Below are 24889 nucleotides of genomic sequence, written 5' to 3'. Positions count from 1 at the left end.
CGCGCGGTCTGCTCCGCAGACACGACGCGCCGCCGCTACGCGGCGGATCAATTCCCTTGCTCCGCAAGGGAATTGAATTTCGTCACTCCGTGACGACGGCTCGAATCGCTCCGCGATTCGGCCCAAGGAATTCGCTCCGCGAATTCCTAAAAGCGCACCGAGAGGGTGCCCCTGCCCTTACCGAAGTGTCGCCACTCCGCTGGATCCCTTTTTTATTCCCGCAATTCTCTGTGCCAGTTCCGAAAGGAACTGACACATCTTCAGTAGAGAAATTATTGATCCGAAAATTCTCCAAATCCCCTGCGTAGCAATTGAACTGATTTCCCCTCAGGTTCATTTTCCCCACCAGGCCAGGGCCCACGCCGAGCGGCGGAACATCCCAGCTCCACAGTTCACCGGCCCTCCAGCAGGCCCGTCCCCGCCCTCAACCCAGCGCGGCGGCGGAGTCGACGCGCAGCAGCCATCCGGCCGCCCTTGATCCCCGAGGCCGCCGCTCAGCCACGCCCGCCTCCGTTCCTCACTCTCTTTCGACCGGCGTGGGGTAAGTGGCAGCAGAGGGGATGTCAGCTCCCCCGACCATGCGCAACAGGCTTGTTGACCTGGGGTGTTCGCAGGCCGGCCGCTGGTCGAGGTCAGGGGATAGGGCAAGGGATGGCGCAGGAGTTTGTGCTTGGGGTGGTGCAGCAGATCCCAATGAAGTATTGTGGAACTTGCGAGGAGGGTGGCTCCCTCCCCCATCATCAACGTTCGTCGACAGAAAGGCGTTTACGTGGAAATCGTCGTCAGCGCAGGCAAGGTGACTTCCGGGGCGGAGGAGTTCAAGACTCCGCAGGCCACTAAGAGCTTGTCTCACGTGGTGAGTTTCGCGAGTTTCTTGTAGCAGGTCAGGGCCGCTGCGAGACCGAGGAAGGCCAGGAAGTGGCTTCCCTTTCGCTCGTATCGGACGGTGAGTCGGCGGTAGCCGAAGAGCCAGGAGATTGATCGTTCGATCTTCCAGCGATGCCGGCCGAGGTGCTCGCTGGATTCGATGCCGGGCCTGGCGATCACGCGGGACGATGCCGCGGCTGCGCAGCCAGGCCAGTCGATCGGCTGAGTGGTAGGCCTTGTCTGCGCGGATCCTGCCAGGTCGGCGCCTTCGTGGGCCGCGTCGTGAACGAATGGCGGGGATGCCCAGGACCAGCGGCAGTAGCGCCTGGCTGTCGTGGACGTTGGCGGCGGAGACACCGAGCGCGAGGGGTAAGCCCTGGGCATCGGCCAGGACGTGCAGTTTGCTGCCCTTCTTGCCGCGGTCGACCGGATTGCGCCCGGTCAGCGATCCCCCCTTTTTGCGCGGACGGAGGCCGCGTCCACGATGGCGGAGGTCCAGTCCAACTCACCTCGACTGCCGAGCTCGTCCAGCACGGCCAGGTGCAGTCGCCGCCACAGTCCCGCTTCGGTCCACGCAGAGAACCGGCGATGCGCGGTGGCCGGCGATACGCCGAAAGTCTCGGGTAGATGCCGCCATGCGCAACCACTGGTCAGCACGTAGACCACGGCCGTGAACACGGCCCGCTCGTCGAACGGAGCTGTCCCTCCTCCCTGCGGACGCGCGGAGAACGACGGCAGCAACGGATCAACCAGCGACCAGAGTCCGTCAGGAACCAACCGCTGTGACAGCCCAACACCCATGACAAAGCATCATGCCGCATCAACCTGACGCCACGTGAGACAAGCTCTAAGGCTCGCCGAATCGCGAACTACCTCCCGCGTCCGGAATTACTTCGGGATGCTGTGATCGAGCACAATCGAGACGACAACACGACGTCAATTCGCTTCGGCACCACGGCCGGTCTCGTTCGCATTCTCCTACCGGTTGCTGAAGGGTTCGAGTTCAACGTCATCCACGACAGCGACACCGGGCCGCGTATTCTCGGCTCCTTCCGGGGTGATTCCCTCTCGGTGCGTGCTATCGCATTCCGCATCAGTGAATTCCTGCGGACACGCGGACTGAAGTAGCCCTCTCTGCGGAGGTGCCGGACGTCGGGCACCTCCGGAGAACAGCTCCAGAATTCACACCAATCGGAGGGAAGTCACCGTGAGTATGACGAGTATTGAGCCCGTCCGCCGCGCGGTTCCGGCGAGCGAGGGTGAGCGAGAGCAGATGGAGGCCGCTTTCCGGGCCGCGTTGGAGCAGCTCCCCGCCAATGCTGGTATCACGTACGTTGTGCGGCAGCTGGCTCGAGCCTTGTTCGAGGTGGGTTGGGTCTGGGGTGTGCGGACTGGTCATACGGGGCCCGCGCTGGCCGATGTGCCGTTGCCGCCTCATATGTTCGGGACGGCGCTGTCCAACGTGGCTGTGGCCCTGGAGGATGAGAGCGGTCCTTGCATTGGGCAGTTGGTCAGCTATCACGGGTCGCAGGATTGCTGCCACGGGCGGTACTGGGTGACGCAAGTCGACCGGCAACTCGACGCCCAGGGGCGGGAGTCCGTGAGGTTCCGCCTCGGTGACTACACGCGGGGCGAGCTGCGGACCGCGCTCCGCGGAGTGCACGCGGAGAGCGTGACGGCCCTGCCGCAGCACTTCCAGATGCCGTAGCCGTAGGTCAGGATGCGGCCTTCGAGGGTGGGGCGCGCCGGAGATTTATTCGGTTGCTCCACCCTCGGATTCAGGTATTGTGGAACTCGTTCAGGAGGGTGGCCCCCTCCTGAACCACCAAAAGTTCATCACGAGAGGAAGCCCAAGTGGCCCACGAAATTGAGCAGTTCACCGATGGCACCGCCGCGTTCGTCTCCGCCAACGAGAGCGCGTGGCACAAGCTGGGCACCGTCACTGAGGGTGCGGTGACCGCCGAGGAGGCCATGCGCCTCGCGTCCCTGTCCGGGTGGAATGTGCGTCTGCTGCCCCTGACTGCGACCGAGATCACGGCCGACGGCACCACGCCGGTGGAGGTCGCGCAGCACTTTGCGACTGCGCGGACGCACCCGAAGACTGGCCGCACGCAGACGCTCGGAGTGGTCGGCAGCGACTACCACCCGGTGCAGAACGAGGAGCACGCCGAGTTTCTCAACCTGCTGGCCGATGAGTCCGGCGCGCACTTCGAGACCGCCGGGTCGCTCAAGGACGGCCGTCAGGTGTTCCTGACGATGAAGATGCCGCAGAGCCTTACGATCGGCCGAGACGACGGCGTTGACCTGTATATCGCGGCGTTCAACAGCCACGACGGGGGCAGCGCGTTCCGTATCGTGGTGACGCCGGTCCGGGTGGTGTGCGCGAACACCATGCGCGCGGCCGTCCAGGGGGCTCGTTCCTCGTTCGTGGTCCGGCACACGGCTGGCGCCAAGGCCCGTATCGCGCAGGCCCGTTCCGCGCTCGGTCTGACGTTCCGCTACGCCGAGGAGTTCGATAAGGCCGCTCAGCGCATGATCGAAGCCGAGATGACGCTCAGCGAGCTGAAGACGGTGGTCGACGAGCTGTGGCCGGTTAAGGCCAGCGACCATGCCCGCACCAAGACCAACCAGCGCCAGCGCTGGGGAGCGATCTCGAACCTGTTCGAGCACGCCGATACCCAGGCCGGTATCCGGGGCACGCGGTGGGCTGCATACAACGCCCTGACCGAGTACGCCAACCACGTCGCCCCTGCCCGGGGCAAGACGGACGCCGACAAGGCCGCCGCCCGCGCCGAGCGGGTTATCAGCGGAGCCGCCAACGACCTGATGGAGAAGGCCTTCGCCCTCACCACAGTCTGACCCCCCGGCCGCCGGGCGGGCACCAGAAATCCCCCTTCGGGTGCCCGCCCGGCCCTCACCGGACGGCAGCGGCCACACACGCGGCCCCGAGCGCGGAGCGCTCAACCTCATCAGGAGCGGAGCGCGCCCCGCCGGCCACTGCCGCGTAGCGGCAGCACGTCGCGTCTGCGGAGCAGAGCGCGCCACACAGACCTCGCCCACGCTGCGCGGGCGAGGGGAGCGCCCACACCACCCACCGCCCCCCGGGGAGTCCATTCATGAGCATTCCGACGCGGGAGATCAAGGGCACCGTCGACGACTTCGACGAGTACGGCAGCCGCGGACTCAAGCGCACCGTCGCTCTTATGCCGCTGGGCGCCGACGGGGACGAGGACGGCGCCGCCAAGGAGGTCGCGTACTGCGGCAGGTCGTGCTCTGCCTTCGCGCTGGGATGGACGCAGGGCAAGGTAACCGACACCGCGCGCCGCCCGGGCCGGGCGGGACCAGCACGACGCCTACGTCCGCCAAGTGATCAGCATGTACGCTCCGGTTGGCGACGACCACCCCGGTCAGGTCCGCCCGCAAGGTGGCCGGGCAGATCAAGGACACCCCATGAGTCTGCCGCCGCTCAGCCCCGAGGACTGCAGCCCTCGTGCAGCGCCGGATACACCGCGGACGACTACCGCGCCGACGCCGTGCGCTACGCCGACTGCCCCGATGTCCAGCCCCAGTGCCTCAAGCGCACCGCCCCCTATACGGATGCGGATCCTCTATGCCGACGGCCGCGCCCTCGAACTCATCTCCGAGCCGTCCCCGGACCCGGATCGCCATCACCGCGGCACTGCCCGAGCAGGCCGTGACTGTCGAGCCCATCACGGTGACCGCCCAGCCTCGCCCGCGCCCCAGCGGGACAAGGCCACCGCCCGGCACCCTGCCGAGCACTCCAGGCAGCGAGCCCCTACTACATTGGATGGAGGAGATGACCATGACCATGAATCCCACCGCCCTGCTGCTTGATCTTGCAGCCCAAGCGCAGAGCGTGACCGACCCGGACACGCTGCACGACTTGCTGTCCAAGGGCCACCGCGCCTGGTGCGAGGGTCTCGCCGACGTTCGGGCCGGCGTGGAGCGGGACACCGCGAGCCTGTCTGATGCTCTGCTCGCCGAGCGGTGCGCCGCTGCGGGCGCGCCGTGGGAGGAGGGGATGACGCGCAGCGAGGCGGTCTCTGCTTTTGGGTTCGTGATGTGGGAGGGCGTGCCAGCGGCCTTGGCGTACACGGAGTTGGAGGAGCGTGCGGCGCGCTTCGGGGTGTGTCTGCTGGACGAGGACGTGGTGTAGGCCGTCTTGGCGTCAGGCTGGACAACAAAGCAACCCTTTTGGCATTGTGGAACTTGTCGCATTCGCCTGGGTGCCGGCATCTTCTTGCTCATCGTTTCGAAGGGGACCTGATGTCTTCCGCCGAGCGGCTCATCGACACCGCGCAGATCATGGCGGATTTCGGCACGAGCAAGTCCCGGGTCAGCGCGTGGAGCAACGATGTGAGCAGCGGATTCCCCGCGGTGGCACACACCGAAGGCCGCAAGCGGTTCTGGCGCCACAGCGAGGTCGCGGCGTTCTTCGCGCAGCGTGCCCCAAAGCAGCGCGCATTGCCGGCCGCCGTGCTCGGCGCCGACCAAGACGAGTTGCTGACTAAGCGGGAGGTGGCCCAGCTTCTCGGCTACGCCCGCACGTCGACCATCGATGCCTACTTCCGTGACCGGCCCGGGTACTTCCCCGAGCCCGACGAGGACGTCGAAGGACCGAGGTGGCGCCGCGGCACGATCGTCGAGTGGGCCACCAACCGGCCCGGCAAGGGCCGACGCAGGTCGGCTCCGGGTGCCGCACTGCCCGAGGTTCCGGTCGAGGGGGATCCCGACGAACTGCTGGGCACAACCCAGGTCGCTGCACTCCTCGGGTACGGCAGCGTCGCCTCGTTCTCCAGCGTCCTGTACCAGGGAGGCATCCCCGAGCTGCCGGAGCCGGACTCCCTCGTGCAGGAAGGCCGCGGCCGCGCCCGCAAGAAGTGGCGCCGCGGCACAGTGATTGCCGCCGCACGCGAACGCGGCGTTCTGCCGCCCGCCGACCAGGACCCGTCCGAGGACCTGGTCGGTGCCGCAGAGGCAGCCCTAATCCTCGGATACAAGAGCGCCGACAACTTCATCAGCGCAATCGGCCACGGTGCCTTCCCCGAACTCGAGCAACCCGACGGGCACGAGTACCGACGGGGCAGTGCCGGCCGTCCCCGGCAGCAGCGATGGAAACGCACCCGGATCGAGGACCTTGCGGCCCGCCGCTCCCCACCGTCCTGACGGCAGCACAGACCCCGCGTCGCAGACGGGATACCGTAAGACCGCAACCTCTGGTTATGGGTTCGACGAACACCCGGTGAGCCAGAGGAACGCACGATGGCCGGTACGGAGAGGCCAGCCACCCCTCCCCCGCGAAGCCGCACGGCTCCGCGGAGCCGGCCATCGCTATGTGCCCTGCCGCTACTTCCGCCTCATGTCTTTCGTGCTCGGCGGAGCCCCTACGGGACCCCGGCTCCGTAGCGTGCTCGGAGGGTCGGGCAGTCGCCCCGGTGTTCGGCCCGTGCGGCGGACGGGTGCGCAATCGTAGCTGCGCAGTCCAAGGACCCGTTGCGCATGTGGCTGCGCACTGGACCCCGGGATCCTGCGCAGTCGGCGTGTACGGCCCGTTGCGCAACATCACCCGTAGGGCTGCGCACCCGGGCGAGCGTGCGCAATCCGGTTCCTCCGCTGGCGCCACGACAGCGCTGGGGATGCTCCGTCTGTGCCGTCCCGGAAACGCTGCCGCTGAGGCTACCCGTACCCCAGGCCCTCACTACGGTGATGCGTTTGGTCGCGTCCGACCTATCCCAACTCGTGGTCGGGCCCGACCACAGACCCGACCACAGGCTCGTATCCCGACCGTAATCGTGGTCGGGTCTGGTCGAGGGTCAGGTCGGAGTGGGCGGGTTACCTCGGACCCAGCCGCAGGGGACAGCAGGGCGTGCTGCTGTACGTGCCCGGCGAAAACGGGGTGCATCGGTGGCGTGGTCGGCGCGGCCGTCTTGGTGCAGGGGCCGCCGCGAGGTAGACGGAGCCCATGGCCGCCACTCGATGTCCGATGAGAGAGTGACATGGTTACGCTGCCAGCATGATTCGCGCTGTGATCTTTGATGTCGGCGAGTGCCTCGTGGACGAGACCACGGAGTACGGCACGTGGGCCGACTGGCTCGGCGTACCGCGCCACACTTTCCATGCGATGTTTGGCGCCGTCATCGCCCAGGGCCGCGATTACCGCGATACGTTCCAGGAGTTCCGGCCCGGCTTCGACCTGTATGCGGAGCGTGAGCGGCGTGCACAAGCGGGGCAGCCGGAGACCTTCGGGGAGGTCGATGTGTACCCCGACGTACGTGACGCTCTCGCTGCTCTGCGTGCCGATGGTCTGTGGCTGGGGATCGCCGGGAATCAGACTGTGCGGGCTGGCCGGATCTTGCGGGAGCTGTTCAGCGAGGATGTGGACCTGATCGGAACCTCTGACGACTGGGGGGCCGCGAAGCCGGCGCCTGAGTTCTTCGAGCGTGTCGCCGAGGTGGTGCCGGTGGATGTCGAGGAGATGCTGTATGTCGGGGATCGGGTGGACAACGACATCCGTCCGGCTCATCAGGCGGGGCTGCACACGGCGCTGGTGCGGCGCGGGCCGTGGGCGACGATCCAGTGGCGGACCGAGGAAGCGGAGAAGCTTCCGACGTTCAGGGTCGGGAGTCTCCTGGAGCTGTCGGGGCTGATCTCGCAGTTCAACGGCTCAGCGCGCTGATCGCCGTCGACCAGTCGTACAGGCGGTCGTCCAGCTCGCGCACGCACGGCTCGTGCTGGTGCGGGACCAGGGCGCGGCGGACTTCTCGTACCCGGTCCATGCCCATCGCGTACCAGGCGCGTTCCAGGCAGTCCAGCGCGCGCAGAGCCTGCCGGCAGGCTTCGTCTGGGTTGCCGGCTGCGGCCTCGACGGCGGCGAGGTCGCCGAGGACGACGGTGCGTTGTTTGTCGTCGCTGGGGCTGAGGGCGTCGAAGGCGTTCTGCAGCGTCTCGCGGGCCTGGGGCAGGTGTCCTGCTTTGAGTTGGGTGTTGCCTTTGAAGGCGGCGAGCCGGACGGGGTTGAACCAGTCGAGCCATTCGGGGCTGGGGTGGTCGCTGCCCGCGGCGAGGACGTCTTCGGCGTGCTGGATCAGCTGGAGTGCTTTGCGGGTGCTGCCGCAGCGTGTCTCGCATTCGGCTTCGACGGCGTCCAGCCATGCCAGCAGGTTCGCGCAGGCCGGGCCGCGGCGGGCGTAAGTGCGGGCAGCGGTCATCCGCTCGAGGGCCGCCTCGCGCTCGCCCGCCCACGCGGGGATGAACGCGGAATGAGCGAGGATGGTGGCACCGAGCAGGGATGCGTTGGCTTCGCCTGCTGCCTGGAGGGCGCGGACGAGGGTCTGCTGCGCACGGTCGGCGTCGCGGAGGTCGAAGAATTCGATGCGTGCGGCCAGCAGCCATGTTTCGGCCAGGGCGGCCGCGGTGCGCTCTCGGGTCTGGCCTGCCGTCTCCAGGAGCAGGGCGCACCCCAATGCGGCGTGGGACAGTGCAGCCGGATGGAGCGTGGCGGGAGCGACCGACCAGTACAGGCGGCGGTGGGAGCGGGTAACAGCCGCGAAGTCCTGTGCGACCGAGGCGGGTTGCACCGGTACAGCCTGCGTGGGGACGGACGGCAGACCCGCGCCGGCTGCCGTATCGGCAAGGACCGCACGGCGCACACGGTCGGACCGCGGCCCGTCCGATGCCGCGAACCCCAGGGATTCAAGGTCTTGGCCCAGCAGCCGGGTGAGCGCCTGGGCAACGTCTGGCTGCGGCCACGGCGGGGTGTCGGATTCCCACCTGCGGACCTGCCGGACACCCACCTTGAGGGCGTCGGCGAGGGCCTGCTGCGAGTGATAACCGGCCGCCATACGCGCCGACTTGAGCCGTGTATTTCCTGCGGGACGTGCCACTGGTCTCACCTCCGTCTCGAGCGCTGACACAAGTGTCGGCCAAGGCCCTCTATTTGACCAGCCGTCACCATGAGAAGCCATAGAAAGTCCGCTTCTACGCAGCAAAAGACCTATTGAAGTCCTCGGATCAGCTCTCGTAGGGGGCCATGGTGGTATTCGCCCTGATCATCGTTGGTGCCGAGGAGCCGGACTATGCCGACCACACGATTCCCGACCGCTGCCCCGCGCGCAGTGACACCCAGCTGCCACCGGCGCGTGCCTCCGCGTGGTAGGCACAGATGGGAATCCGACTCGATGCCACATCGTGGTGCACGCCCTGTCCCACCAGCACAGCACACCACGAGGGCCGGACTCTTATCCACGTCGGCCGCAGGCGCCACCGCCCGGAAAACCAACGGCATCCGCACTCTTGCAGCACGTCTGCCTCCCCGACTGTCTGGGGAGAAAGCTGAGCGCCACCGCCGTCTCCACCCGCGCCAGGGCGCACGGCTGGTGCCACCGGCAGCCTCGGCACAAGCCGTCCACCGCGCGCCCGGACCGTGCTGGGGATCGGAGAAGTCCCGGTGACCACAGCAGCCCTCACGCAGCCCGTCGACATCGACACCATGCGCCACAGCATCAGCCGCCTGATCGGACCGGACACCGTATCACCCAAGGGCCCGGAACTGGCCGGGTTGACCGGTCTGCTGCGCGGCCACATGCAGTTGATCATTCCCGAAATTGAGCAGGCGGCCGGGAACCTGCCCAGGGATGACGTGCCCCGGTACTGCGCCCTCGCCTGCATCGGCGAGGCCCGCGCCAAACTGCGGGCCACTGCCGGCGACGGGCCGGACCGGGCGGCGGCCTACGCCCGGAGGCTCGCGCGCTCCCTGGCAGCCCTGTGTGACCACTACGAGGCGCTGACGGGTGTGGAGATGTGTCTCGCCTGCGACCAGCCGATCCGAGACCGTGAGGACTCGACGCCCTACGGGCACGTCAGTGCCACCGGTGGAGCCGCCTGCGCGGGCCGCGTCCACACCCGGTGCGCCCACGTGCTACGCCACCGCTGACGAAAACCCCCGCACCCCGGAGAACACAGCCCAGAACCCCCCGGGCGCGCTGCTGCGGGGCGGCGCTGTCCCCACGCCCCCCACGCCCGCCTCAGGCCTCCACGCCCCGGGCAGATCGAGCCCCGGGGCGGGCACTTCACACCCTTCGCTCACCCTCACCTCGATAGGAAACGCCCGATGAGCGCCACAGCCAGCGCAGCCAACCCGGCCACGACCCGGCTCGTGCCCTACATCACCAGCCGCGCCGGCGAACACCCCGACCTGCTGCTGTCCCTGCGCATCCAGCGCGGCCCCCACGGGCACCTGCAGCTGGGCTACTGGGACGAACTCACCGAGGACCGCGACCTGCGCGACGTGCTGTGGGGCCGCTGCTCCCAGACGATCGGCGCCAACGGCCTGCCCACTGGGCGGCCGAGCTGGCGGATGGTCCACCCCTCCCGCCAACGCGAATGCATGCAGCAACTGCGCTGCCAAGTCTGCGCCCACAGTGCCCGCACCCGCCACGGCATCATCTTCCTCGCCAGGCCAGACGAGGCGCGGCCGCAGGAGCCGGTGGTGCGTACCGCACAACCCCCCGTCTGCCCCCAACACGCCCGAATCGCGGCCCAGCAGTGCCCGCACCTCGACGGCAGGCCGACCGTATTCCTCGCACAGAGCGCACCGCTGTACGGAGTGATCGGCACCCCCTACCAATACAGCAACGACGGGCTCCAAGCGTTATCCGCCGCCGACGAAGCGCTCCCCTACGGGCATCCCGACCTGCGCTGGTTCCTCGCCTCACAGATGGTCCGCCGACTCCGCGCCTACACCGTAACCACCCTCGACGACCTCCCCGACCCCTGAGCCCCGCAGCTTCCTCGAGCCCCCGTCCCCTGCTTCAACGCTCCCCCGACGTAGGGCAGGGGGCGGGCCCAACCCCGGTGCCGGGCCACCAACCCTTCCCCCAGCCGGCCCGGCACCGGGGACTCCCCCATCCGACGCCGGGCTGCAGGGGTGCTTTCAGTGGTCGGCGGTGACAAGGTCTTCGAGCTGGCGGGCGAGCTCCGCACTGGGCTGCAAGATGGTGCCAAGACCGTCGACCTGGTCGACATCCAGGTCCTCGACTGCCTCCCTGACGGCGTCCTCCGGCACGGCCGCAGCCGCAACTGGCAGGGCAAGGCGGACCCCCACTGCGCCGGGCCCGGGTGTGGCGTTGACGACCTCATGGGGCACCGGCGCGTACTGGCAGGGTTCGTCCTCGAGGGCCTCGACCTGCTTGGCCCAGTAGCGGGCGTCGCGCCATTCGCCGCGGCGTACGTGCATGAGGTAGAGGCAGATGGCACCGGTGGCCTGGCCGCCGCCGGCGGCATACTGAAGCCAGAACTGGGCGCCCTCCTCTCGGTCGGCAAGCATGAGCAGGCATGCGAAGGCGAGGGCGCCACCGGGGTCGCGGACCGTGTCAAAGCGGGCGATGCGGTGGGCGGCGTCGTCTTGGTGGATGACGCCTTGGCAGACGGCCCGCAGCTCGTCCTCGGCCTGCTCGTGCAGCAGCATGCCCAGCGCCGGGCCTGGTGGTGTGCCGGCGGACACGGTGAGAGTGTTGATCCAGCGCAGTTCGAGGAGCTGCTCGGTGATACGGCGGCGGGAGGCCGTACGGTGGCCAGGAGTGTAGTCGCCATTGATGCGGGCTCGGGCCAGGACGTCGTCTAGGGTGCGCGGCTGGTGGGGGCGCATGGGGGTGTCACTCCTCATCGTGGATGTCCTCGCCGGCCTGAAGCCCGAGGTCTGCAGCCAGGCGGCGCTTGGCGGCGCGTCGGGTGGAGCGGACCGTTGCCTCGCACACGCCCATCACCAGGGCGGTCCGCTTAGTTGTGAATCCCAGGGCGAACTGCAGCACCATGACATCAAACTGGCGCTCCGGCAGGCGGGCCATTGCCGCATATAGGCCCAGGCCGTCTTCGAGTTCGGTAACCTGTGCACGGAACTCGTCGCGGAAGCCGTCCAGGATCGGGTTGCAGGCCGCGCGTATGGCGCGTTCAAAGGCCAGTGTCTCCGAAGCGGCCGCATCCCGGCCCTGGGCTTCCAGCTCACCGGCCACCCGTTCCTTCAAAAGCCTCCAGGCGAAGGCCTCGGGGTTCTCTCGTGCGGTAACCTGCTGCCAGATCACGGCCAGGAAGACGAAGGTCTGGTCGACCAGTTTGTCTGCGGTGACCTGGTGGCCCAACTGCACGTAGGCGTATTCGAAGTAGGCCTGGTGGTACAGGTCGTGGAAGGCCCAGAAGGCTGGCGGCATGACGTCGCTGGGCTCACGCAGGGCGCGCTCGCCATGCTCGTCGGGGGGCTGCCCGGTCACCGGCTGCCTCCGGCTTCGTCCAAACGGGAGGTCTCGGGGCGGGCGAGAGGCCTCTGCTGTGCGATGAGGCTTTCCGCACCGAGGCGGACCCCGGCGCCCAGCAGGCGCCGCACTCCGCTGCGGACATCGGGCGCGAACGCCCGCGCCGCGGCGGCCGAGGCCAGCACGAAGCTGGCAGCGTCGTCCAGTGTCACGGTGTTTCCCTTTGCATCTCGCGCAGCACCGACCGGGCCTCGCCGCCGCTCAACTGCCGATGCCTGGAGCCTGGTTGCTCCTGGACGCCAGGAAACACCGAGCCTGTGCTGGTTCGTGCAGCACTCTCACCACCACTTTTTAACGGAGAGTAGCTTTCCAGTTACAGCAAACCTCGCACGCCTGTACGCACCCCTCTCCGCCGCCGCGCGCCACCCCTCACGCCACCCCGGCCACCTGCACACCTCGAACCCGCCCAGCCATCCGTCATGATTTGCGCAAATCTGCTATGCAGCCGAATGTGCATAACAGGTGACCCACGTCACTTCCTTGTGACTGAACCCGGACCTGCACCACTTCCGTACGCACGGCGCCGACACCTCACCAACGGTCACCCCGGGTGGGGCCTCCGGCGGCAGCAGCCGCAGTGCCGGGACAGCGGAGCCAGGTGGGGCGGCACTCGTGGAGTTCGACGGCGAGCGGCCGAGATCGTCATGCGGCTGAGCCAGTCAGCGCCGTACCCGGTGGCGGGCGATCACGAGCGTGTCGATCCCTTGGGGATCGACAGCGTCCTCGACGGCGGTGCGGGTCCCCAAGGCGCACATCACCGTAGCGGACAATGACGTTCTTGTAGTCGGAGGGAAACGCCAGCCCCCAGGCCGCCTCGACTACCGCCCAGTCCACCGCCAGGGCACTGCCTGGCCGTGGAGGCAACATCTCCACCAGGGCCTCGAAGCTGATCCGCGCTGTCATGACCACCGTTCTCCCATCTACTGCCTACCTGCCCACACTGTGGTGTTCGTGCTGGAGGGCAGCACCGTGCGGAGTGCCGTCATGGTCGCCACCACGGCCGCCGAGCCCCACCCCCGTGCGTACGACTGGACCGCGCGGAGCGGGTGGCTGCACCCCATGGACACGGCCGAGCTCCGGCAGGCCGTCATCCCCTGCCCGGTGTCCCCGCCGTAGAGCGCGAGGTCCACACCGCCCCGGTCCTGCCCCTGCCCGACACCGACGAGGAGAGCGCAGGGCCGGGCCACCGTGTCCCGGCACGTCTCACACAGAGCGGCATCCCAGCAGGTCAGCACGTGGGACGTCCCATGAAGCCCTCAATTCAATGCCGTTCCTGGCAGCCGGACACCAATCCCCCGCAATCTCAATGGTGCAAGCCGGGCGATGCGGTCCACCCCGCGCCGCCCTCACCTCTACGAGACGAGGCACACCCCATGAACCTTCTGCGCAAGCAACTGGCCGTGGTGAGCGCGGCCGCGACGGCAGCCATCGGCGGCTTCATCATCGGCGCACCGGCTGCCGAAGCAGCCGGTGGCACCGCGCCCGCCTGCATCACTCGCGTGGTGAACGGTACGTCTGACGGCTTCTCCGTCTACCTCGACAACAACTGCGGCAAAACCATGCGGGTGAAGGTGATCGTGGACTCCGGTGGCGACAGTCCGTGCTTCACGATGTCGGCCGGTTCCAGCCGGTTGTGGTACTACACGGGCGTCTTCGGACGGTACGGGCGAACCGTCACCTGCTGAGAACAGTGGCCGGATCACAAGGCGACCACAGGTCGGCCGGCATCGCAGAAGGAAAGTCACTCGCGGCGCCGGCTCCCGCACCGCCTCGCCGGTGATACACGTCGGGCGGCGTAGTCCACCCCGCGCCGCCCCCCACCACCACTACGAGGAGGACCTGGTGAACTCTCTGCTGGCCCGAACGGCTATCAGCACTGCCATCGGAGCGTGTCTTCTCTTCACCAGCGCCACCGCCGCGTCTGCGGACACTGTCACCCATCAGGCAAGCGCTGGCGGTACTGCGCCCGCCTGCATCGGCCGCGCCGCGTCCGACCTGGGAGGTTTCGTGTACGTATCAAACAACTGCGGGAATACAATGCGAGTCAAGGTCATCATCGATTTCGGACCCGACTCCTCCTGCTGGACGCTAACGCCGGGGCAAGAACGCCGTCACAACTATTACGGGTCCTACGGCAAGACCATTACCTGCTGACGCCTGGCAGCCGGATTCGTCCAAGCCTAATCAGCGCAGCACCTGGTCGTCCTGAGCGCTGCACGGCCGCCGTCCGGTAGCCGGCCCTGCTCCCCACGACCCTGCACGGACACCCCACCGGACCGCAGCCCACCGCGCCCCCCCCGTGCCCTCCGAGAGAGGGCACGGGGGGGGCGCGGGGCGCCGCAACGAAGCAAGACCACCAACCCTCTCCCTGTCCTCAAATGATCGTTTGACGACAAGGCGGCGGCCCGTCCAATGAACCCGTGCAATCCAGGCGTCAAGCCCAAATGACGCGGAGCCGCTCACGCGTTCGACATTACGGCCCTTTGTCCTGCCGCATCAGGACCACAGAAAGCGGATTCCCAGGCGATGTGGGGCCTTCAGCCCGGCCTTGTAACTACTGCAGAGCGGCGGTGCTGTTCGGGGGATTGAATACGCAGAACTCGTTGCCCTCAGGGTCGGCAACGACGATCCAGCGAAAGCCGTGTTCGCTGAGTTCTCCAGAGAGCCTCTCAGCGCCGAGCTGTTCCAGGCGATCGACCTCGGAGACCAGGTCCGCGGTGCCAAAGTCGAGGTCAAGGTGCATGCGATTCTTGCCCTGCTTGGGTTCTGGGACGTGCTGCAGGAGAAGAGTTGGTGCGGGAGCGGGCCCGACCAAGCTGAGGTAGGGCGGTCCGTGGAAGCCGCGCCGGTAGTCCAGCGGGGCGAGCGCGGCGAGCCAAAAGCCCGCTTGCGTTTCAGTGTCAAGACAGTCCAGCGTCACAACGATCTGCATGGCGGAACGGTAGGAGGTTTGGTCCGCCGTGACGATCTATTTCCCGGCAGCACCGAGGTGGTGCTGCTGCTCTTCAGTCCAAGTTGTCGAGGGCGAGATCCCAGGGGTACTCCTCGACTCGGCCGTGCTTTCGGTACACGCCCATCTGACAGTCGTCACCCCAAGTGACGACCAGCCCTTGGACCTTGTAGGTACTGCCGCTGCCGGTGTAGTTCTCCCAGATCTTGCACTGGCCGTTCGGGCTGACCAGGCTCGATCCGGGAAGGTAGGTACCGCTCGCGGCTGATGCACTCGCTGGGCTCGATCCAAGCGACAACGTGACTGCTGCCGCGGCTCCTACGATGGCTACCGCTGTCCTGCGAGGTGCTTTGCGCATGTGGCCCCCTGATTCTTGTGATGTAGGTCGCGAGGGCTTGCTTTAACGCAACCCCCGCCGTCGCATCACCGTGAATCCGCGGTACGAGGCGGTCCAGAGGATGCGGGCAGCTGAGCACATCGCGGGATGTTCCGCTCCCTGACCTGTGGCGACGTGAACCGCCCTGACACGGCGGTGGGACGGCTCGAGGGGTACGCGCCCGGACCGCGCGCGCCGACTTCCTGCGGCCCCTGTCCCTCGGCGTGACCCCGAACCGGGCAGAGTTCGTCCTCGGCGTCGCGCCGCCCAGGAAGTCAGCTCCGTGCTGCTGCGAAGGACCCCACGGTCACCGGCTGCGACAAGGTCGGCGGCTGCACCCTCCCTGGGCGTACTACTGGCCACCTATCCCGCGGTCCGGCGTGGGCCCAGTGCCAGCGCCCCGGAGCCTGCCGGAAGTGGCACCGAACCCGGGCCCAGGATTTGGCTGCTCACTACGATTCCACCATGATCCAGGACGGTGAATCGATGCGCGGCGGCCTGTCGACGGTACGCCGCGTGGGCGAGACCATTCTCAGGCCCTGGCGCGTGTGGACCCCCGCGGTGCGGGAACTACTGCGCCACCTGGAGCAGGTGGGATTCGCCGGCGTGCCGCGCGCCCTGGGTGATGGTCCCGTGGACGGCCACGAGGCGGTGTCGCTGCTGCGCGGCGAAGTCGGGCTGTACCCGTGGCCACGGGCGCTCCTCGCAGACGAGGGCGTCACCGCGCTCGGGCGGTGGCTGCGCGACTACCACGAGGCCGTACGCGACTTCCGGCCCTCGTCGCAAGCCGTCTGGTGCGACCCAGACGCCCGCTGGCGTCCCGGGCTGATCATGCGCCACGGCGACCTCACGAGCTGGAATTCGGTCTGGGCGAACGACCGCCTGGTGGGCTTCATTGACTGGGACCTGGCCATCCCCGGCCACGCCTTGGACGACCTCGCGCAACTGGCCTGGTACAGCGTGCCGTTGCGGCTCCCCGACCGTCAACGCAGGGTCGGCTACGGCGCAGCCGGCGCACCGTTGACGCGACGGCTGCGGCTGCTGTGCGACGCCTACAGCGCAGACCCGGCCGACGTGCTGAACGCACTGGCGCGGTTGCAACGCGACGAGACCGAACGGATAGCGCGCCTGGGCCCCGTCGGCGCAGACCCCTGGGCGGCATTCCTGCGGCAGAACTTCATCCCGGACATCGAGGAGGAACGTGCGTGGGCGCTAGCACGACGCGAGGAACTCCTCCGCCACGCCTGACACGACCCCGACCCTGCCATCAAACGATCGCGCTTGGCAGATCACGGTCAGGTGATACGTCGCCGTGAACTGTCAGATGCCGAGTGGGAGTTCGTCGAACCGCTGCTGCCGGTGTCACTGCGTGGCCGGAAGCGGCTGGACGACCGCAAGCTGCTCAACGGGATCGTATGGAAGTTCCGCACCGGGACGGCCTAGCGGGACGTGCCGGAGCGGTACGGCCCGTAGGCCACGCTGCACACCCTTTCGGCGGTGGGCCGCTGGACGGCACCTTCGAGCGCATGCTCCGGGCCGCCCAGGCGCACGCCGACGCGGCTGGGGACATCGACTGGTTGGCGTCGGTCGACTCCACCATCGTCCGCGCCCACCAGCATGCCGCCAGGGCCCGAAAAAGGGGGCCCGCAGCCCGGCCTCGGACGCTCCCGAGGCGGCCTGACCAGCAAAATCCACCCGGCATGCGACAGTGTCGGCCGCCCGCTCGCCTTCACGCTCACGGGCGGCAACACCAACGACTGCTCCCAGTTCACCGCCGTGATGGAAGCGATGCGAGTGCCCCGCATCGGCCCGGGACGGCCCCGCACACGGCCCGCCCACGTGTTGGGCGACAAGGGCTACAGCTCCCGGGCCATCCGTACCTGGCTGCGACGGCACGGTATCGGCCACACCATCCCCGAGCGGGCCGACCAGGTCCGCAACCGGCTCCGAGGCGGCAGCCGAGGCGGGCGCCCGCCAGCCTTTGACAAGCAGCTCTACAAGCGTCGCAACGTGGTGGAACGGTGCTTCACCCGCCTGAAGCAGTGGCGCGGCATCGCTACCCGCTACGACAAGACCGCCGAGTCCTACCAGGCGGCAGTCACCCTCGCATCGCTCCTGATGTGGGCGTGACATTTGAAGAATACGTGCGGTGAGTGTCGTGCAGATATGGGAGGGGCGGGAACGGACGCGCTTTCCAAGCGGTCTCGCTGGGAGAGTCGTCGATGCCCTGCAGGGCACGCACGCCCAGCCGCTGCTCAGTCGACTGGGACTCGACTTGGCGGGCGGCGGCCAGGTCGCCACGTCGCCGTGGCAGCTCGCAGCGGCCGACGGTTGAAGCTAGAGATGTCCAGCGATGCTAAGCCCTCACGCCCAGGCGCGCAGATGACCTGCACGGTACGGCTAGACGGTTCTGAGCCAGCATCCGAGCTTGAGGTCCTGTTCGACACCGCCGTCTGGCTGCCGCGCACCGTCCCCCTCGGGTTGGGCCTCTTCCTTCAGGTGTTCTACGAGAGCGTGCCGATCGTGGCAAACACGTCCTGCCACTCGTTGCCGAGGCGACCGTTGGTCTCAAGGCAATGCCGGTTCCGCTGACCGAGATCCACATGGCATCCGGAAGCACGCGCAGCCCTTACGGCGACGTGACGCACAACTATCTGACGTCGCTCGTGTCGTTAAGCGCGCTGGGGGAACGAGTAGGCGCTCGGAGCATCTCCGAGGGTAGTGAGACGCTGCTGCGCAGCCTGGTGAACCCACCGCACTGGAACGAGGCCGTGCGCGAGGCGCTGGTCACCATGGCGATGGACTGGGGCTTCCCAGACCCCAAGTTCCCGTGATCATGGGTCCGGCAGGCGCACGAGAGCCGGAAAACGACGGCTGGCCGGCCTACGTCATCGTGTGACGTCCTGGCGAAGCGGGGTCGGGGGTGGGTTGGGCTGCGGCCGGTGGGCACGCTAGAAGAGCGGTGAGGCCGGGGAACCTTGCTCGTTCCCCGGCTCACTGGTCGTGTGTCACTCGATCGAGGCGATCTGCGCCTGGCCACTCCGGTCGGTCATTGCAGAATGTTCAGCTTGGCTGCGACGAGTTCGGAGCGGGTCAGCTCCAGCAGTCGGCCCATCCAGTTCCGTCCTTCGAGGCCGCGTTGCCCCCAGAAGGTCGATCCGACCTCGGTGTAGATCAATCGGGTGGCGCCAGTGGCCATCAGCGTCTCGGCGAACTCGGGGTGTTGCTGGAACTTCGCGCGCAGCAGGCGCGTCATGACGGCGACCCGAACCTGGGGCCAGTCGTCGCGCAGGGTGGCTTCCTCGGCGAGCTTCTGCGCGTCGTACGGCCTTTCCGCGCCGAGGATCTCTTCCTGTCGGTGTTCGTCAGCGACCGCCAGCGCCCAGTAGGCGTGCGCAACCGTGGGGTAGGTCCGGTTGCCCATGACGATCGGCGCGGGGAACTCATTGCGCAGCACGAGGGTGCCCGGGTTCTCGGGCCAGCCGCGCGGGAAGACGGCCTGGTTTAGATGGACGCTGCTCTCGACCGGTTCAGTCGGGCCGTCGGCGGGCGTCTTCGTCTCGTACTGCGTCCGCAGATGCTCGCGCTCCGCGAAGTACTCCATGGCGGAGGCGTGCATCTCGTCAGTGACATCGACGGTGTTTCCGTTCCAGAGCTCGATCTGGTTCCCTGGGCCGGCCACGATCACCCGGAGGGGGGAGTCTTTGCGGTCCATGTCGCCCAGGGCGTATCTCCGCAGATGTTCCGGGATGGCTTCGTAGGCTTCTCGAACGGCGGTCCGGTTGGTCTCGGTCGGCTCGTCTCGGAAGACGTCGACGGCGCTGAGGCAGCGGCCGGTGGAGTCTGGACGGCCGTTGAGGTTGTCGATGTCATCGCGGACCTCGCCGAGCAGCATCTCGGGGGTCAGCCAGGTCTTTGGCTCGGCGAACTTCCACGAGGCGAGGTGGTGGGCGGATGCCTGGGCGCCTTCGGACAGGTCGGTGGCGACCCATCCGGAGGCGAGCTTGTCGGCGAAGCCCCCCAGGGTCTCCAGACCCCAGCAGTCGACCATTCCGTCGGCGTAGATCAGCAGGTCGGTGAGGAAGTACTTGCCACCGTTGCGGATGAAGGCGTGCCGCCAGGTGCCCTCAATGCGCTCGCCGTCCACGTTCCGCCACGTCCGCTTTCGTATCGCCACGCGCGACAGGGTAGCTGTTCGCACTCCCACAAGATCGGGATATTCGGGCTCGGGTTATCCTGGCAGCTCGGCGTAGGGTTCGCCGAGTTCGTCCAGCAGGTTGCAAATGCGCTCGACAAGGCGTTGGTGTCGTTCGACCTCACGGCCCCAGCCTCGCTCCTCGGCGTTGCGAGCCAGCTGTTGGCCTCACCAACGCCGACGAGACCTACTCGCTGACGGTGCCAGAGCTCGCCGTGGAGGTCCTGGCGGGCACCACTCGCCATGCGGTCGTGGCCGTGACGCAACTATCATCCGGGTGGAAGACGCATTGACTGAGATGCCGCCCGAGGGACGGCCGGAGATCTTGGAGACAATCGCCGCGGTGCTAGTCCGGCGAGATGCGTGGCCACGGCCGGCGGCTGGGAAGCAGCGCGGTCGTTCGCGCCGCGGTCGTGGATGGCGTTCTCGGCTTACTTGGACGGTATCGACGTCGGCTATGTCGGCTGACGCGGCGAGGCCGCGTTCCCGTGCCGGGAGATTTTGGCCTAGCGAAGGGCGAAGTGCCAGACGACGTAACCCACGACGGCCAAGATCAGGACGGTCTCGGGGAGCAAGCACCCCGGCCGGATCGAACTCTGCGGCGCTAGGCGCCTAGCCATGCCGCCCGCGAGGCCATGGGCGTGGATGACATACGGCTCACCATCCCAGTAGATCTGCCCATCGGGGCCGCGGTGGCCGAGGCGAAGGTCACCTGTCGCCCGGCGCCGCCACAGTCGGCCGGCAACATCGGTGAACTCCACGACGCACCGCGTGGGATCCGGCTCTCCCTCGGCTACCGGAAGCGTGTCCGTCGTCGAGGCTCCCGGGTTCAGGTGGCCGCTGAGTGTCGGCGACTCCAGCGCCTGATCGTCATACCGGAGGACCACGCCGACGAATGGCTGCGAGCTGGCGTTCCTCACAGTGATTCGCCAGAGGGAGACCGACGGGTCGAGGGCGGATGAGTGCTTACTCACCTCTACGCGAAGCATCGATGCATGCGTGGACGCCTCTCGGCGCTCCGCCTCCCGTTCTCGTGTCCGGAGCTGTGTCTCCCGCGCGTCCAACTCCCGTGTCTGACGTTGCTGGTGCCGGTACCCGGCGAACGTCAGCACGAGTCCGACCACGCCAACCGTGGCGCCGATGACGCCAAACACGAACTCCGCCATGGCCACCAACTGTGTCTGTAGCAGCTGCAGTTGTCCACCTGGCCCGACGTGGCCTGTGACATCGGTTGAGACAGCTGCGAGGCCCCTTCTCCCCGTACGTCGCGCGCTGAAGACCTGGGCTGATCTGGCTTACTGGACTGGGCGACCGTCCAGAAAAGGAGGCTCGAACCGCTCATCGGGCGTGACCGCCTGGCGCCGCCTGCGGGACTGAACCGAAGGCGGCGTCTGGCCCCGAGTGCACACGGCACTCCTTGTCGAACTGTGCAAAGCAGGCTTGGCTAATGGACCGGCATCCGCCACCGCGGCGTCCGCACGCCATCCTCGGCAGCGCTTTACGAGTTGGTGGAGGTCAGCCAGCATGCTGACGGCGGACTCGGGTGCCCGCACCTCCGGCTGGAGCGCGGTCGGGGTCACGTGCCGGGTGAAGTCGAAGAAGGCGGAGCAGCCCCTGCTCCCCCGCGCGAGCGCCGCGACCTCGCCGGCCAGACCGTCGGCGGGAAGGCCAGACGTACGCCGTCGAGCATCTCCTCACGGATCTCGGCCTACCCGGGAGCCCCGCAACGCGCCGGTCACGGCATGCCGTGACCGGCGCGTGCTGTGCGAGGGCTGTGCCGCTCCGCACTAATCCGAGCACCTCTGATCTTTCCTGAAAGGCATACTTCTCATGATGACGACGAACACCCAGAGGATTCTCGACCTGGCCGCGGCCGCACCGGCCAGAGACGGCGAGGACCTGTTGCTGCTCCTTCGCGAAGCGAACGAGCTGTACCAGGAGGGCTTCGAGGTCTTGCGTCGCACCGTGGCGGGACGCTTCGCCGGGCTGTCCGCCGGGGAGCTCGTGGCGGCCGCGAACGCGGCCGGCATGCCCTGCGACGTCTCGCAGGACCGCGCCGAGCTGCTCCTGCTGCTCGCCCTGGCCGAGTGGGAGATGACTCCGGCGGCCATGGCCTATTCAGAGATGGCAGGGGACGCTGCCCGCCGCGGCGTCAGCCTCATCCCGGAGGAATGACGCCAGAAACGGGCCGGGACGGCTCAGAGGCTGGACACCCCTCCGAAACATACGCCATTATATGTGTTGCGAGTCGGGCAGGCCGGCTCCGTGACGATGGGACGGTTCCGGTCATGACTGCCCGATCCACGCCACAGATCGTCGAGGCTGCGGAGATCGCCGCGGAGCGCGGGCTGACGCCGGCGCGTATCAGTGCGCTGTACCTCGAGCGGGAGACCAGCGGTTTCCCTGAGGTCGTCGGTCACCGCGGCCGCGCCCGTCAGTGGGACAAGAGCGACGTCGACGCGTGGTTCGACCAGCGCAAGCCGCCCCGTCTGCGGGAGCACAAGCCGCCGAAGCTCGATCCCGACGAGCTGCTCACCGGAGCACAGGCCTCCAGGTTCCTCGGCTACAAGAACCCTCAACAGGTCAACACTTACGTACGGGACCACCCCGGCTACTTTCCCGATCCCGACGTGGTCGAGGAGCTGGGCACTGCGGAGCGCCCTTACCGCCGACCGAAGTGGCGCGTGCGTACGCTCCTGGAGTGGAAAGACTCGCGCCCGGGCAGCGGGAAGCGCAGCATCGAACGCGCAGCGCCCACCCTGCCTGACGTACTCGTCGACGGTGATCCGGATGAGCTGCTGGGCGCATCGCAGGCGGCGGCCCTGCTCGGATTCAAGAGCGTGAACTCCTTCAGCAGCAGTCTGGGCCAGGGCAATCTGCCCCTACTGAAGACCGTGGACGCCACGTCCGAGAAGGCCGGGCGCCGCCGGTGGACTCGCCGGCGCATCCTCGAGCAAGCCGCGCAGCGCAAAGCCAGGTAACACAACCGGCGGACGGCGGTATCGGCCCGCCGCCCCCACAGACGCGGCGTCCGATTATGGGTTGTTGATCCCCTGCGGACCGGATGTCGCACGATGGCTGGCATGGCGTGGCTCGCCACCACGCCCCGCAGCAGCTCCGGCTGCTGCGGACCGGCCATCACTGAACTTCCGCCGGTTCCGCCCTTCGCGTGTACCTGTCGAACGAGGTGCTGTGCGCTGGCAACAGCGTTCGATGCAACGGCCCGATGCTCCAGTTGCTCTGCGATCCTGGAGCCAGGAGACGGAAGGGGCCGCGTTCATGCAGTGGAAGACCCATGGCGAACGGCAGATCTATACGAACCAGTGGGTGAACCTGTGTCTGGTCGACGTCCAGCAGCCAGACGGGCGTCGTTGGGAGCACCATGTGGTACGTCTGCGGCATCTGGCTGTAGCAGCCGTGGTAAATGATCGCCGTGAGGTGCTGATGATGTGGCGGCATCGCTTCATCACGGATGCGTGGGCGTGGGAGCTGCCGATGGGGCTGATCGAGGACGGGGAGAGCCCTGAACAGGCCGCGTCTCGGGAGGTTCTCGAGGAGACGGGCTGGCGTCCGGGGCCGCTCAAGCCGTTGATCTACGCCGAGCCGGCCAACGGGATCACGGACTCGCAGCATCACCTCTTCCGCGCCGACGGGGCGACGTACGTCGGTGAGCCGACGGAGAAGAACGAGTCGGATCGGGTCGAGTGGATCCCGCTGGCTGACGTGCGGGGCATGATCGACCGCCGCGAGATCGTGAGCAGTGGGTCGCTCGTCGGGTTGTTGTATGTGCTCATGGACGAGGCGATCCGCTGAGGTGCCGTTCGCCTCACACGGTGAGCAGTTCTCGCAGGCGCGCTTCGAACACGGCAGCTGCGGGTTCTCTTCTGTGCGGCTCCAACTGGTCGTAGAACTCCCGGAGGTGGCCCGTCACTCGCTGGGATGCGACTGCTGAAGCCTTGTCCAGGGCTTGTGTGGCGGTGCGGCAGGCCTGGTCCAGCTTTCCTTGCTGAAGCTGGGTGCGTGCCAGCCAGAACGCGTGGAATGCGTGGCCTCGCTGGTTGGTGCTGTTTTCCCTGCGCAGGGCGTCGGCGATCAGCGGCTCGGCTGTGGCTGCCTCGCCGAGGCGGCCGTGTGCGATGCCTGTGTCCACGATCAGTTTGGGCTCGTCGAAGTAGGCTACCCAGGGCGGATCGGCGTCGCCCGGCTGGATGCGCTCGAATTGGTGGTGTGCCTCGGTGATCGCGGCATGCGTGGCGGTCCGGTTGCCGAGCGCGGCTTGGGCGAACGCTTCCCTCATGGCCAGCATCGACCGTACGCGTGGGGTGGTCCCTGGCGTTGTATGGGTCTCGTCCTGGGCGGCGCTGACGTAGGCGAGGGCGTCTGCGGGTTTGTCCTGGTAGGTGGCCTGCAGGCTCATGCACGCCAGCACGTTGGCCATGAACTGCCGGTCGTTGATCTGTTTGGCCAGCTGCAGGGCCTCACCGAAGTACGAACGGGCCTGGCTGTACTGTCGGGCGTCGAAGTGCGTCCAGCCCGTGAGGCGTGCCAACTCGGCTGCCACCGCGTACAGCTCCTTCTGGACGGGCTCCGAGCGGGTCTCTTTCAGGAGGCCGATGACGTAGCGGAGTTGGCCGACCACCGCCGGCCGTAACGCTTCGCCGCCGTGCTGGTCGTCCCGACGCCAGTAATCCTCGATCGAAGCGCGCAGCGCCTGGAGAGTGGAGGGGCTTGGGCTGGTCCGGGTGGCCTGCGCGAGAAAGCTCTCCACCTCCGCCCCCGGGAGGACGGCTGGAGGTTCGGCCTCGAGTACCGGCTCTTGTGCAGCGGACGGTCGGCGCTCAGCCGTGGCCAGAGCCACGGGTGTCTCCCAGGAACGTCGTGCCAGTCCGAGCATGTGGCCGGGGATCCGCAGTCCGTCGGCCACTCGCTCGATGACATCGATGTGCACCAACTGACGTCTGCCTGCCATCACTTCGCCGACCCGGCTGGGCGTCAGGTCACACCGCCGGGCGATCATCGAGGGGTAGATCCCCGCGTGGACCTTGATCAGGCGGAATACGCGCGCGAAATCACGGACACGGCATGCGTCGAGCATCTCCGGGTCGGTGAGCAGCCTGGCCGGGAGCTCCGGCGGTCGGGACGGCTCGGTCATGGCGATGCTCCCATGGCTGAAG

Annotated in this window: 26 protein-coding genes and 2 pseudogenes; 18 read left to right on the top strand and 10 right to left on the bottom strand. The window is 67.6% G+C overall.

Going from position 1 to position 24889, the window contains the following annotated elements:
* Positions 1-849 precede the first annotated feature (849 nt).
* Positions 850-1668, bottom strand: a pseudogene (locus tag RCR19_RS43305) (IS5 family transposase).
* 102 nt (positions 1669-1770) lie between these two features.
* Here RCR19_RS43305 and RCR19_RS43300 point away from each other — a divergent pair.
* The 6 genes from RCR19_RS43300 (at position 1771) to RCR19_RS43275 (ending at position 7564) form a co-directional block, all read left to right on the top strand.
* On the top strand, positions 1771-1995 hold the full coding sequence (locus tag RCR19_RS43300) for a hypothetical protein (protein WP_331270589.1): 225 nt from the start codon (positions 1771-1773) through the stop codon (positions 1993-1995).
* A 427-nt stretch (positions 1996-2422) separates the two neighbouring features.
* A complete protein-coding gene (locus RCR19_RS43295; protein ID WP_331270588.1) occupies positions 2423-2575 on the top strand; it encodes a hypothetical protein in 153 nt (50 codons plus the stop codon).
* Between the two features lie 146 nt (positions 2576-2721).
* Positions 2722-3726: a DUF932 domain-containing protein gene (locus RCR19_RS43290; RefSeq protein WP_331270587.1), complete on the top strand. Its 1005-nt coding sequence runs from the start codon at positions 2722-2724 to the stop codon at positions 3724-3726.
* A 964-nt stretch (positions 3727-4690) separates the two neighbouring features.
* Complete coding sequence (locus RCR19_RS43285) at positions 4691-5044, top strand: hypothetical protein (RefSeq protein WP_331270586.1); 354 nt, start codon at positions 4691-4693, stop codon at positions 5042-5044.
* A 110-nt stretch (positions 5045-5154) separates the two neighbouring features.
* Positions 5155-6054 (top strand): hypothetical protein, encoded by a 900-nt coding sequence (locus RCR19_RS43280; protein ID WP_331270585.1) that lies wholly within the window; start codon positions 5155-5157, stop codon positions 6052-6054.
* Positions 6055-6901: 847 nt separating this feature from the next.
* Complete coding sequence (locus tag RCR19_RS43275) at positions 6902-7564, top strand: HAD family hydrolase (RefSeq protein WP_331270584.1); 663 nt, start codon at positions 6902-6904, stop codon at positions 7562-7564.
* On the opposite strand, the gene RCR19_RS43270 is transcribed toward RCR19_RS43275, so the two are convergent.
* Positions 7545-8771, bottom strand: a complete 1227-nt coding sequence (locus RCR19_RS43270; protein WP_331270583.1) for a helix-turn-helix transcriptional regulator — start codon at positions 8769-8771, stop codon at positions 7545-7547. The genes RCR19_RS43275 and RCR19_RS43270 overlap by 20 nt on opposite strands.
* Before the next feature lie 146 nt (positions 8772-8917).
* Between RCR19_RS43270 and RCR19_RS43265 the strand changes: the two genes are divergently transcribed.
* From RCR19_RS43265 to RCR19_RS43255, 3 genes are all read left to right on the top strand, one after another.
* Complete coding sequence (locus tag RCR19_RS43265; protein ID WP_331270582.1) at positions 8918-9043, top strand: hypothetical protein; 126 nt, start codon at positions 8918-8920, stop codon at positions 9041-9043.
* A gap of 291 nt (positions 9044-9334) precedes the next feature.
* Entirely contained in the window at positions 9335-9820 is a 486-nt protein-coding gene (locus RCR19_RS43260; protein WP_331270581.1) for a DUF6415 family natural product biosynthesis protein, read from the top strand.
* 177 nt (positions 9821-9997) lie between these two features.
* Positions 9998-10663 carry a hypothetical protein gene (locus RCR19_RS43255; protein WP_331270580.1) on the top strand — a complete coding sequence of 222 codons (666 nt, stop codon included), beginning with the start codon at positions 9998-10000 and terminating at the stop codon, positions 10661-10663.
* A 156-nt stretch (positions 10664-10819) separates the two neighbouring features.
* Here the strand turns inward: RCR19_RS43255 and RCR19_RS43250 are convergent, their stop codons facing one another.
* Genes RCR19_RS43250 through RCR19_RS43240 form a run of 3 tightly spaced genes read right to left on the bottom strand, consistent with a single transcriptional unit; the run spans position 10820 to position 12346 of the window.
* The gene (locus RCR19_RS43250; protein WP_331270579.1) at positions 10820-11533 is read right to left on the bottom strand and encodes a hypothetical protein; all 714 of its coding nucleotides are present in this window, start codon (positions 11531-11533) and stop codon (positions 10820-10822) included.
* Between the two features lie 7 nt (positions 11534-11540).
* Positions 11541-12152, bottom strand: coding sequence for a sigma factor-like helix-turn-helix DNA-binding protein (locus RCR19_RS43245; RefSeq protein ID WP_331270578.1), 612 nt, complete (start codon positions 12150-12152; stop codon positions 11541-11543).
* Positions 12149-12346 carry a hypothetical protein gene (locus tag RCR19_RS43240; protein ID WP_331270577.1) on the bottom strand — a complete coding sequence of 66 codons (198 nt, stop codon included), beginning with the start codon at positions 12344-12346 and terminating at the stop codon, positions 12149-12151. Before RCR19_RS43240 ends, RCR19_RS43245 begins: the two co-directional genes overlap by 4 nt.
* Before the next feature lie 799 nt (positions 12347-13145).
* Between RCR19_RS43240 and RCR19_RS43235 the strand changes: the two genes are divergently transcribed.
* The 3 genes from RCR19_RS43235 (at position 13146) to RCR19_RS43225 (ending at position 14348) form a co-directional block, all read left to right on the top strand.
* Positions 13146-13310, top strand: coding sequence for a hypothetical protein (locus tag RCR19_RS43235; RefSeq protein WP_331270576.1), 165 nt, complete (start codon positions 13146-13148; stop codon positions 13308-13310).
* 257 nt (positions 13311-13567) lie between these two features.
* The gene (locus RCR19_RS43230) at positions 13568-13879 is read left to right on the top strand and encodes a beta-Ig-H3/fasciclin (RefSeq protein ID WP_331270575.1); all 312 of its coding nucleotides are present in this window, start codon (positions 13568-13570) and stop codon (positions 13877-13879) included.
* A gap of 157 nt (positions 13880-14036) precedes the next feature.
* The gene (locus tag RCR19_RS43225) at positions 14037-14348 is read left to right on the top strand and encodes a hypothetical protein (protein ID WP_331270574.1); all 312 of its coding nucleotides are present in this window, start codon (positions 14037-14039) and stop codon (positions 14346-14348) included.
* Between the two features lie 400 nt (positions 14349-14748).
* On the opposite strand, the gene RCR19_RS43220 is transcribed toward RCR19_RS43225, so the two are convergent.
* Both RCR19_RS43220 and RCR19_RS43215 read right to left on the bottom strand, forming a co-directional pair.
* Positions 14749-15126 carry a VOC family protein gene (locus tag RCR19_RS43220; RefSeq protein ID WP_331270573.1) on the bottom strand — a complete coding sequence of 126 codons (378 nt, stop codon included), beginning with the start codon at positions 15124-15126 and terminating at the stop codon, positions 14749-14751.
* A 73-nt stretch (positions 15127-15199) separates the two neighbouring features.
* On the bottom strand, positions 15200-15442 hold the full coding sequence (locus RCR19_RS43215; protein ID WP_331270572.1) for a hypothetical protein: 243 nt from the start codon (positions 15440-15442) through the stop codon (positions 15200-15202).
* Positions 15443-15985: 543 nt separating this feature from the next.
* On the opposite strand from RCR19_RS43215, the gene RCR19_RS43210 reads away from it, so the two are divergent.
* The 3 genes and pseudogenes from RCR19_RS43210 (at position 15986) to RCR19_RS43200 (ending at position 18354) form a co-directional block, all read left to right on the top strand.
* Positions 15986-16768: a phosphotransferase gene (locus RCR19_RS43210; RefSeq protein WP_331270571.1), complete on the top strand. Its 783-nt coding sequence runs from the start codon at positions 15986-15988 to the stop codon at positions 16766-16768.
* A 54-nt stretch (positions 16769-16822) separates the two neighbouring features.
* A pseudogene (locus RCR19_RS43205) lies at positions 16823-17650 on the top strand (IS5 family transposase).
* 446 nt (positions 17651-18096) lie between these two features.
* Complete coding sequence (locus tag RCR19_RS43200) at positions 18097-18354, top strand: hypothetical protein (RefSeq protein ID WP_331270570.1); 258 nt, start codon at positions 18097-18099, stop codon at positions 18352-18354.
* Positions 18355-18569: 215 nt separating this feature from the next.
* Here RCR19_RS43200 and RCR19_RS43195 read toward each other — a convergent pair whose 3' ends face one another.
* Together RCR19_RS43195 and RCR19_RS43190 are read right to left on the bottom strand one after the other, a co-directional pair.
* The gene (locus tag RCR19_RS43195; RefSeq protein ID WP_331270569.1) at positions 18570-19697 is read right to left on the bottom strand and encodes an NADAR family protein; all 1128 of its coding nucleotides are present in this window, start codon (positions 19695-19697) and stop codon (positions 18570-18572) included.
* A 524-nt stretch (positions 19698-20221) separates the two neighbouring features.
* Positions 20222-20881 carry a hypothetical protein gene (locus RCR19_RS43190; RefSeq protein WP_331270568.1) on the bottom strand — a complete coding sequence of 220 codons (660 nt, stop codon included), beginning with the start codon at positions 20879-20881 and terminating at the stop codon, positions 20222-20224.
* Between the two features lie 667 nt (positions 20882-21548).
* Between RCR19_RS43190 and RCR19_RS43185 the strand changes: the two genes are divergently transcribed.
* From RCR19_RS43185 to RCR19_RS43175, 3 genes are all read left to right on the top strand, one after another.
* Positions 21549-21890, top strand: a complete 342-nt coding sequence (locus RCR19_RS43185; protein ID WP_331270567.1) for a hypothetical protein — start codon at positions 21549-21551, stop codon at positions 21888-21890.
* Positions 21891-22003: 113 nt separating this feature from the next.
* Positions 22004-22696 carry a hypothetical protein gene (locus tag RCR19_RS43180; protein WP_331270566.1) on the top strand — a complete coding sequence of 231 codons (693 nt, stop codon included), beginning with the start codon at positions 22004-22006 and terminating at the stop codon, positions 22694-22696.
* A 298-nt stretch (positions 22697-22994) separates the two neighbouring features.
* The gene (locus RCR19_RS43175) at positions 22995-23528 is read left to right on the top strand and encodes an NUDIX hydrolase (protein WP_331270565.1); all 534 of its coding nucleotides are present in this window, start codon (positions 22995-22997) and stop codon (positions 23526-23528) included.
* A gap of 13 nt (positions 23529-23541) precedes the next feature.
* On the opposite strand, the gene RCR19_RS43170 is transcribed toward RCR19_RS43175, so the two are convergent.
* On the bottom strand, positions 23542-24867 hold the full coding sequence (locus RCR19_RS43170; RefSeq protein ID WP_331270564.1) for a helix-turn-helix transcriptional regulator: 1326 nt from the start codon (positions 24865-24867) through the stop codon (positions 23542-23544).
* Positions 24868-24889: the final 22 nt, after the last annotated feature.

The sequence above is a fragment of the Streptomyces sp. WAC07094 genome, from assembly GCF_036320405.1.
In the GTDB taxonomy this organism is placed as follows: Bacteria; Actinomycetota; Actinomycetes; order Streptomycetales; family Streptomycetaceae; genus Streptomyces; species Streptomyces lannensis.
Note: the sequence above shows the minus strand (reverse complement) of the source record. Positions and strands in the feature narration are given on the sequence as shown.

What these genes read in the sequence shown, in the direction of transcription:
- RCR19_RS43285 (WP_331270586.1), top strand. Translation starts at nt 4,691, where the DNA reads ATGACCATGAATCCCACCGCCCTGCTGCTTGATCTTGCAGCCCAAGCG.
- RCR19_RS43280 (WP_331270585.1), top strand. Translation starts at nt 5,155, where the DNA reads ATGTCTTCCGCCGAGCGGCTCATCGACACCGCGCAGATCATGGCGGAT.
- RCR19_RS43275 (WP_331270584.1), top strand. Translation starts at nt 6,902, where the DNA reads ATGATTCGCGCTGTGATCTTTGATGTCGGCGAGTGCCTCGTGGACGAG.
- RCR19_RS43265 (WP_331270582.1), top strand. Translation starts at nt 8,918, where the DNA reads ATGGTGGTATTCGCCCTGATCATCGTTGGTGCCGAGGAGCCGGACTAT.
- RCR19_RS43255 (WP_331270580.1), top strand. Translation starts at nt 9,998, where the DNA reads ATGAGCGCCACAGCCAGCGCAGCCAACCCGGCCACGACCCGGCTCGTG.
- RCR19_RS43250 (WP_331270579.1), bottom strand. Translation starts at nt 11,533, where the DNA reads ATGCGCCCCCACCAGCCGCGCACCCTAGACGACGTCCTGGCCCGAGCC.
- RCR19_RS43230 (WP_331270575.1), top strand. Translation starts at nt 13,568, where the DNA reads ATGAACCTTCTGCGCAAGCAACTGGCCGTGGTGAGCGCGGCCGCGACG.
- RCR19_RS43220 (WP_331270573.1), bottom strand. Translation starts at nt 15,126, where the DNA reads ATGCAGATCGTTGTGACGCTGGACTGTCTTGACACTGAAACGCAAGCG.
- RCR19_RS43210 (WP_331270571.1), top strand. Translation starts at nt 15,986, where the DNA reads ATGATCCAGGACGGTGAATCGATGCGCGGCGGCCTGTCGACGGTACGC.
- RCR19_RS43200 (WP_331270570.1), top strand. Translation starts at nt 18,097, where the DNA reads ATGCCGGTTCCGCTGACCGAGATCCACATGGCATCCGGAAGCACGCGC.
- RCR19_RS43190 (WP_331270568.1), bottom strand. Translation starts at nt 20,881, where the DNA reads ATGGCGGAGTTCGTGTTTGGCGTCATCGGCGCCACGGTTGGCGTGGTC.
- RCR19_RS43185 (WP_331270567.1), top strand. Translation starts at nt 21,549, where the DNA reads ATGACGACGAACACCCAGAGGATTCTCGACCTGGCCGCGGCCGCACCG.
- RCR19_RS43180 (WP_331270566.1), top strand. Translation starts at nt 22,004, where the DNA reads ATGACTGCCCGATCCACGCCACAGATCGTCGAGGCTGCGGAGATCGCC.
- RCR19_RS43175 (WP_331270565.1), top strand. Translation starts at nt 22,995, where the DNA reads ATGCAGTGGAAGACCCATGGCGAACGGCAGATCTATACGAACCAGTGG.
- RCR19_RS43170 (WP_331270564.1), bottom strand. Translation starts at nt 24,867, where the DNA reads ATGACCGAGCCGTCCCGACCGCCGGAGCTCCCGGCCAGGCTGCTCACC.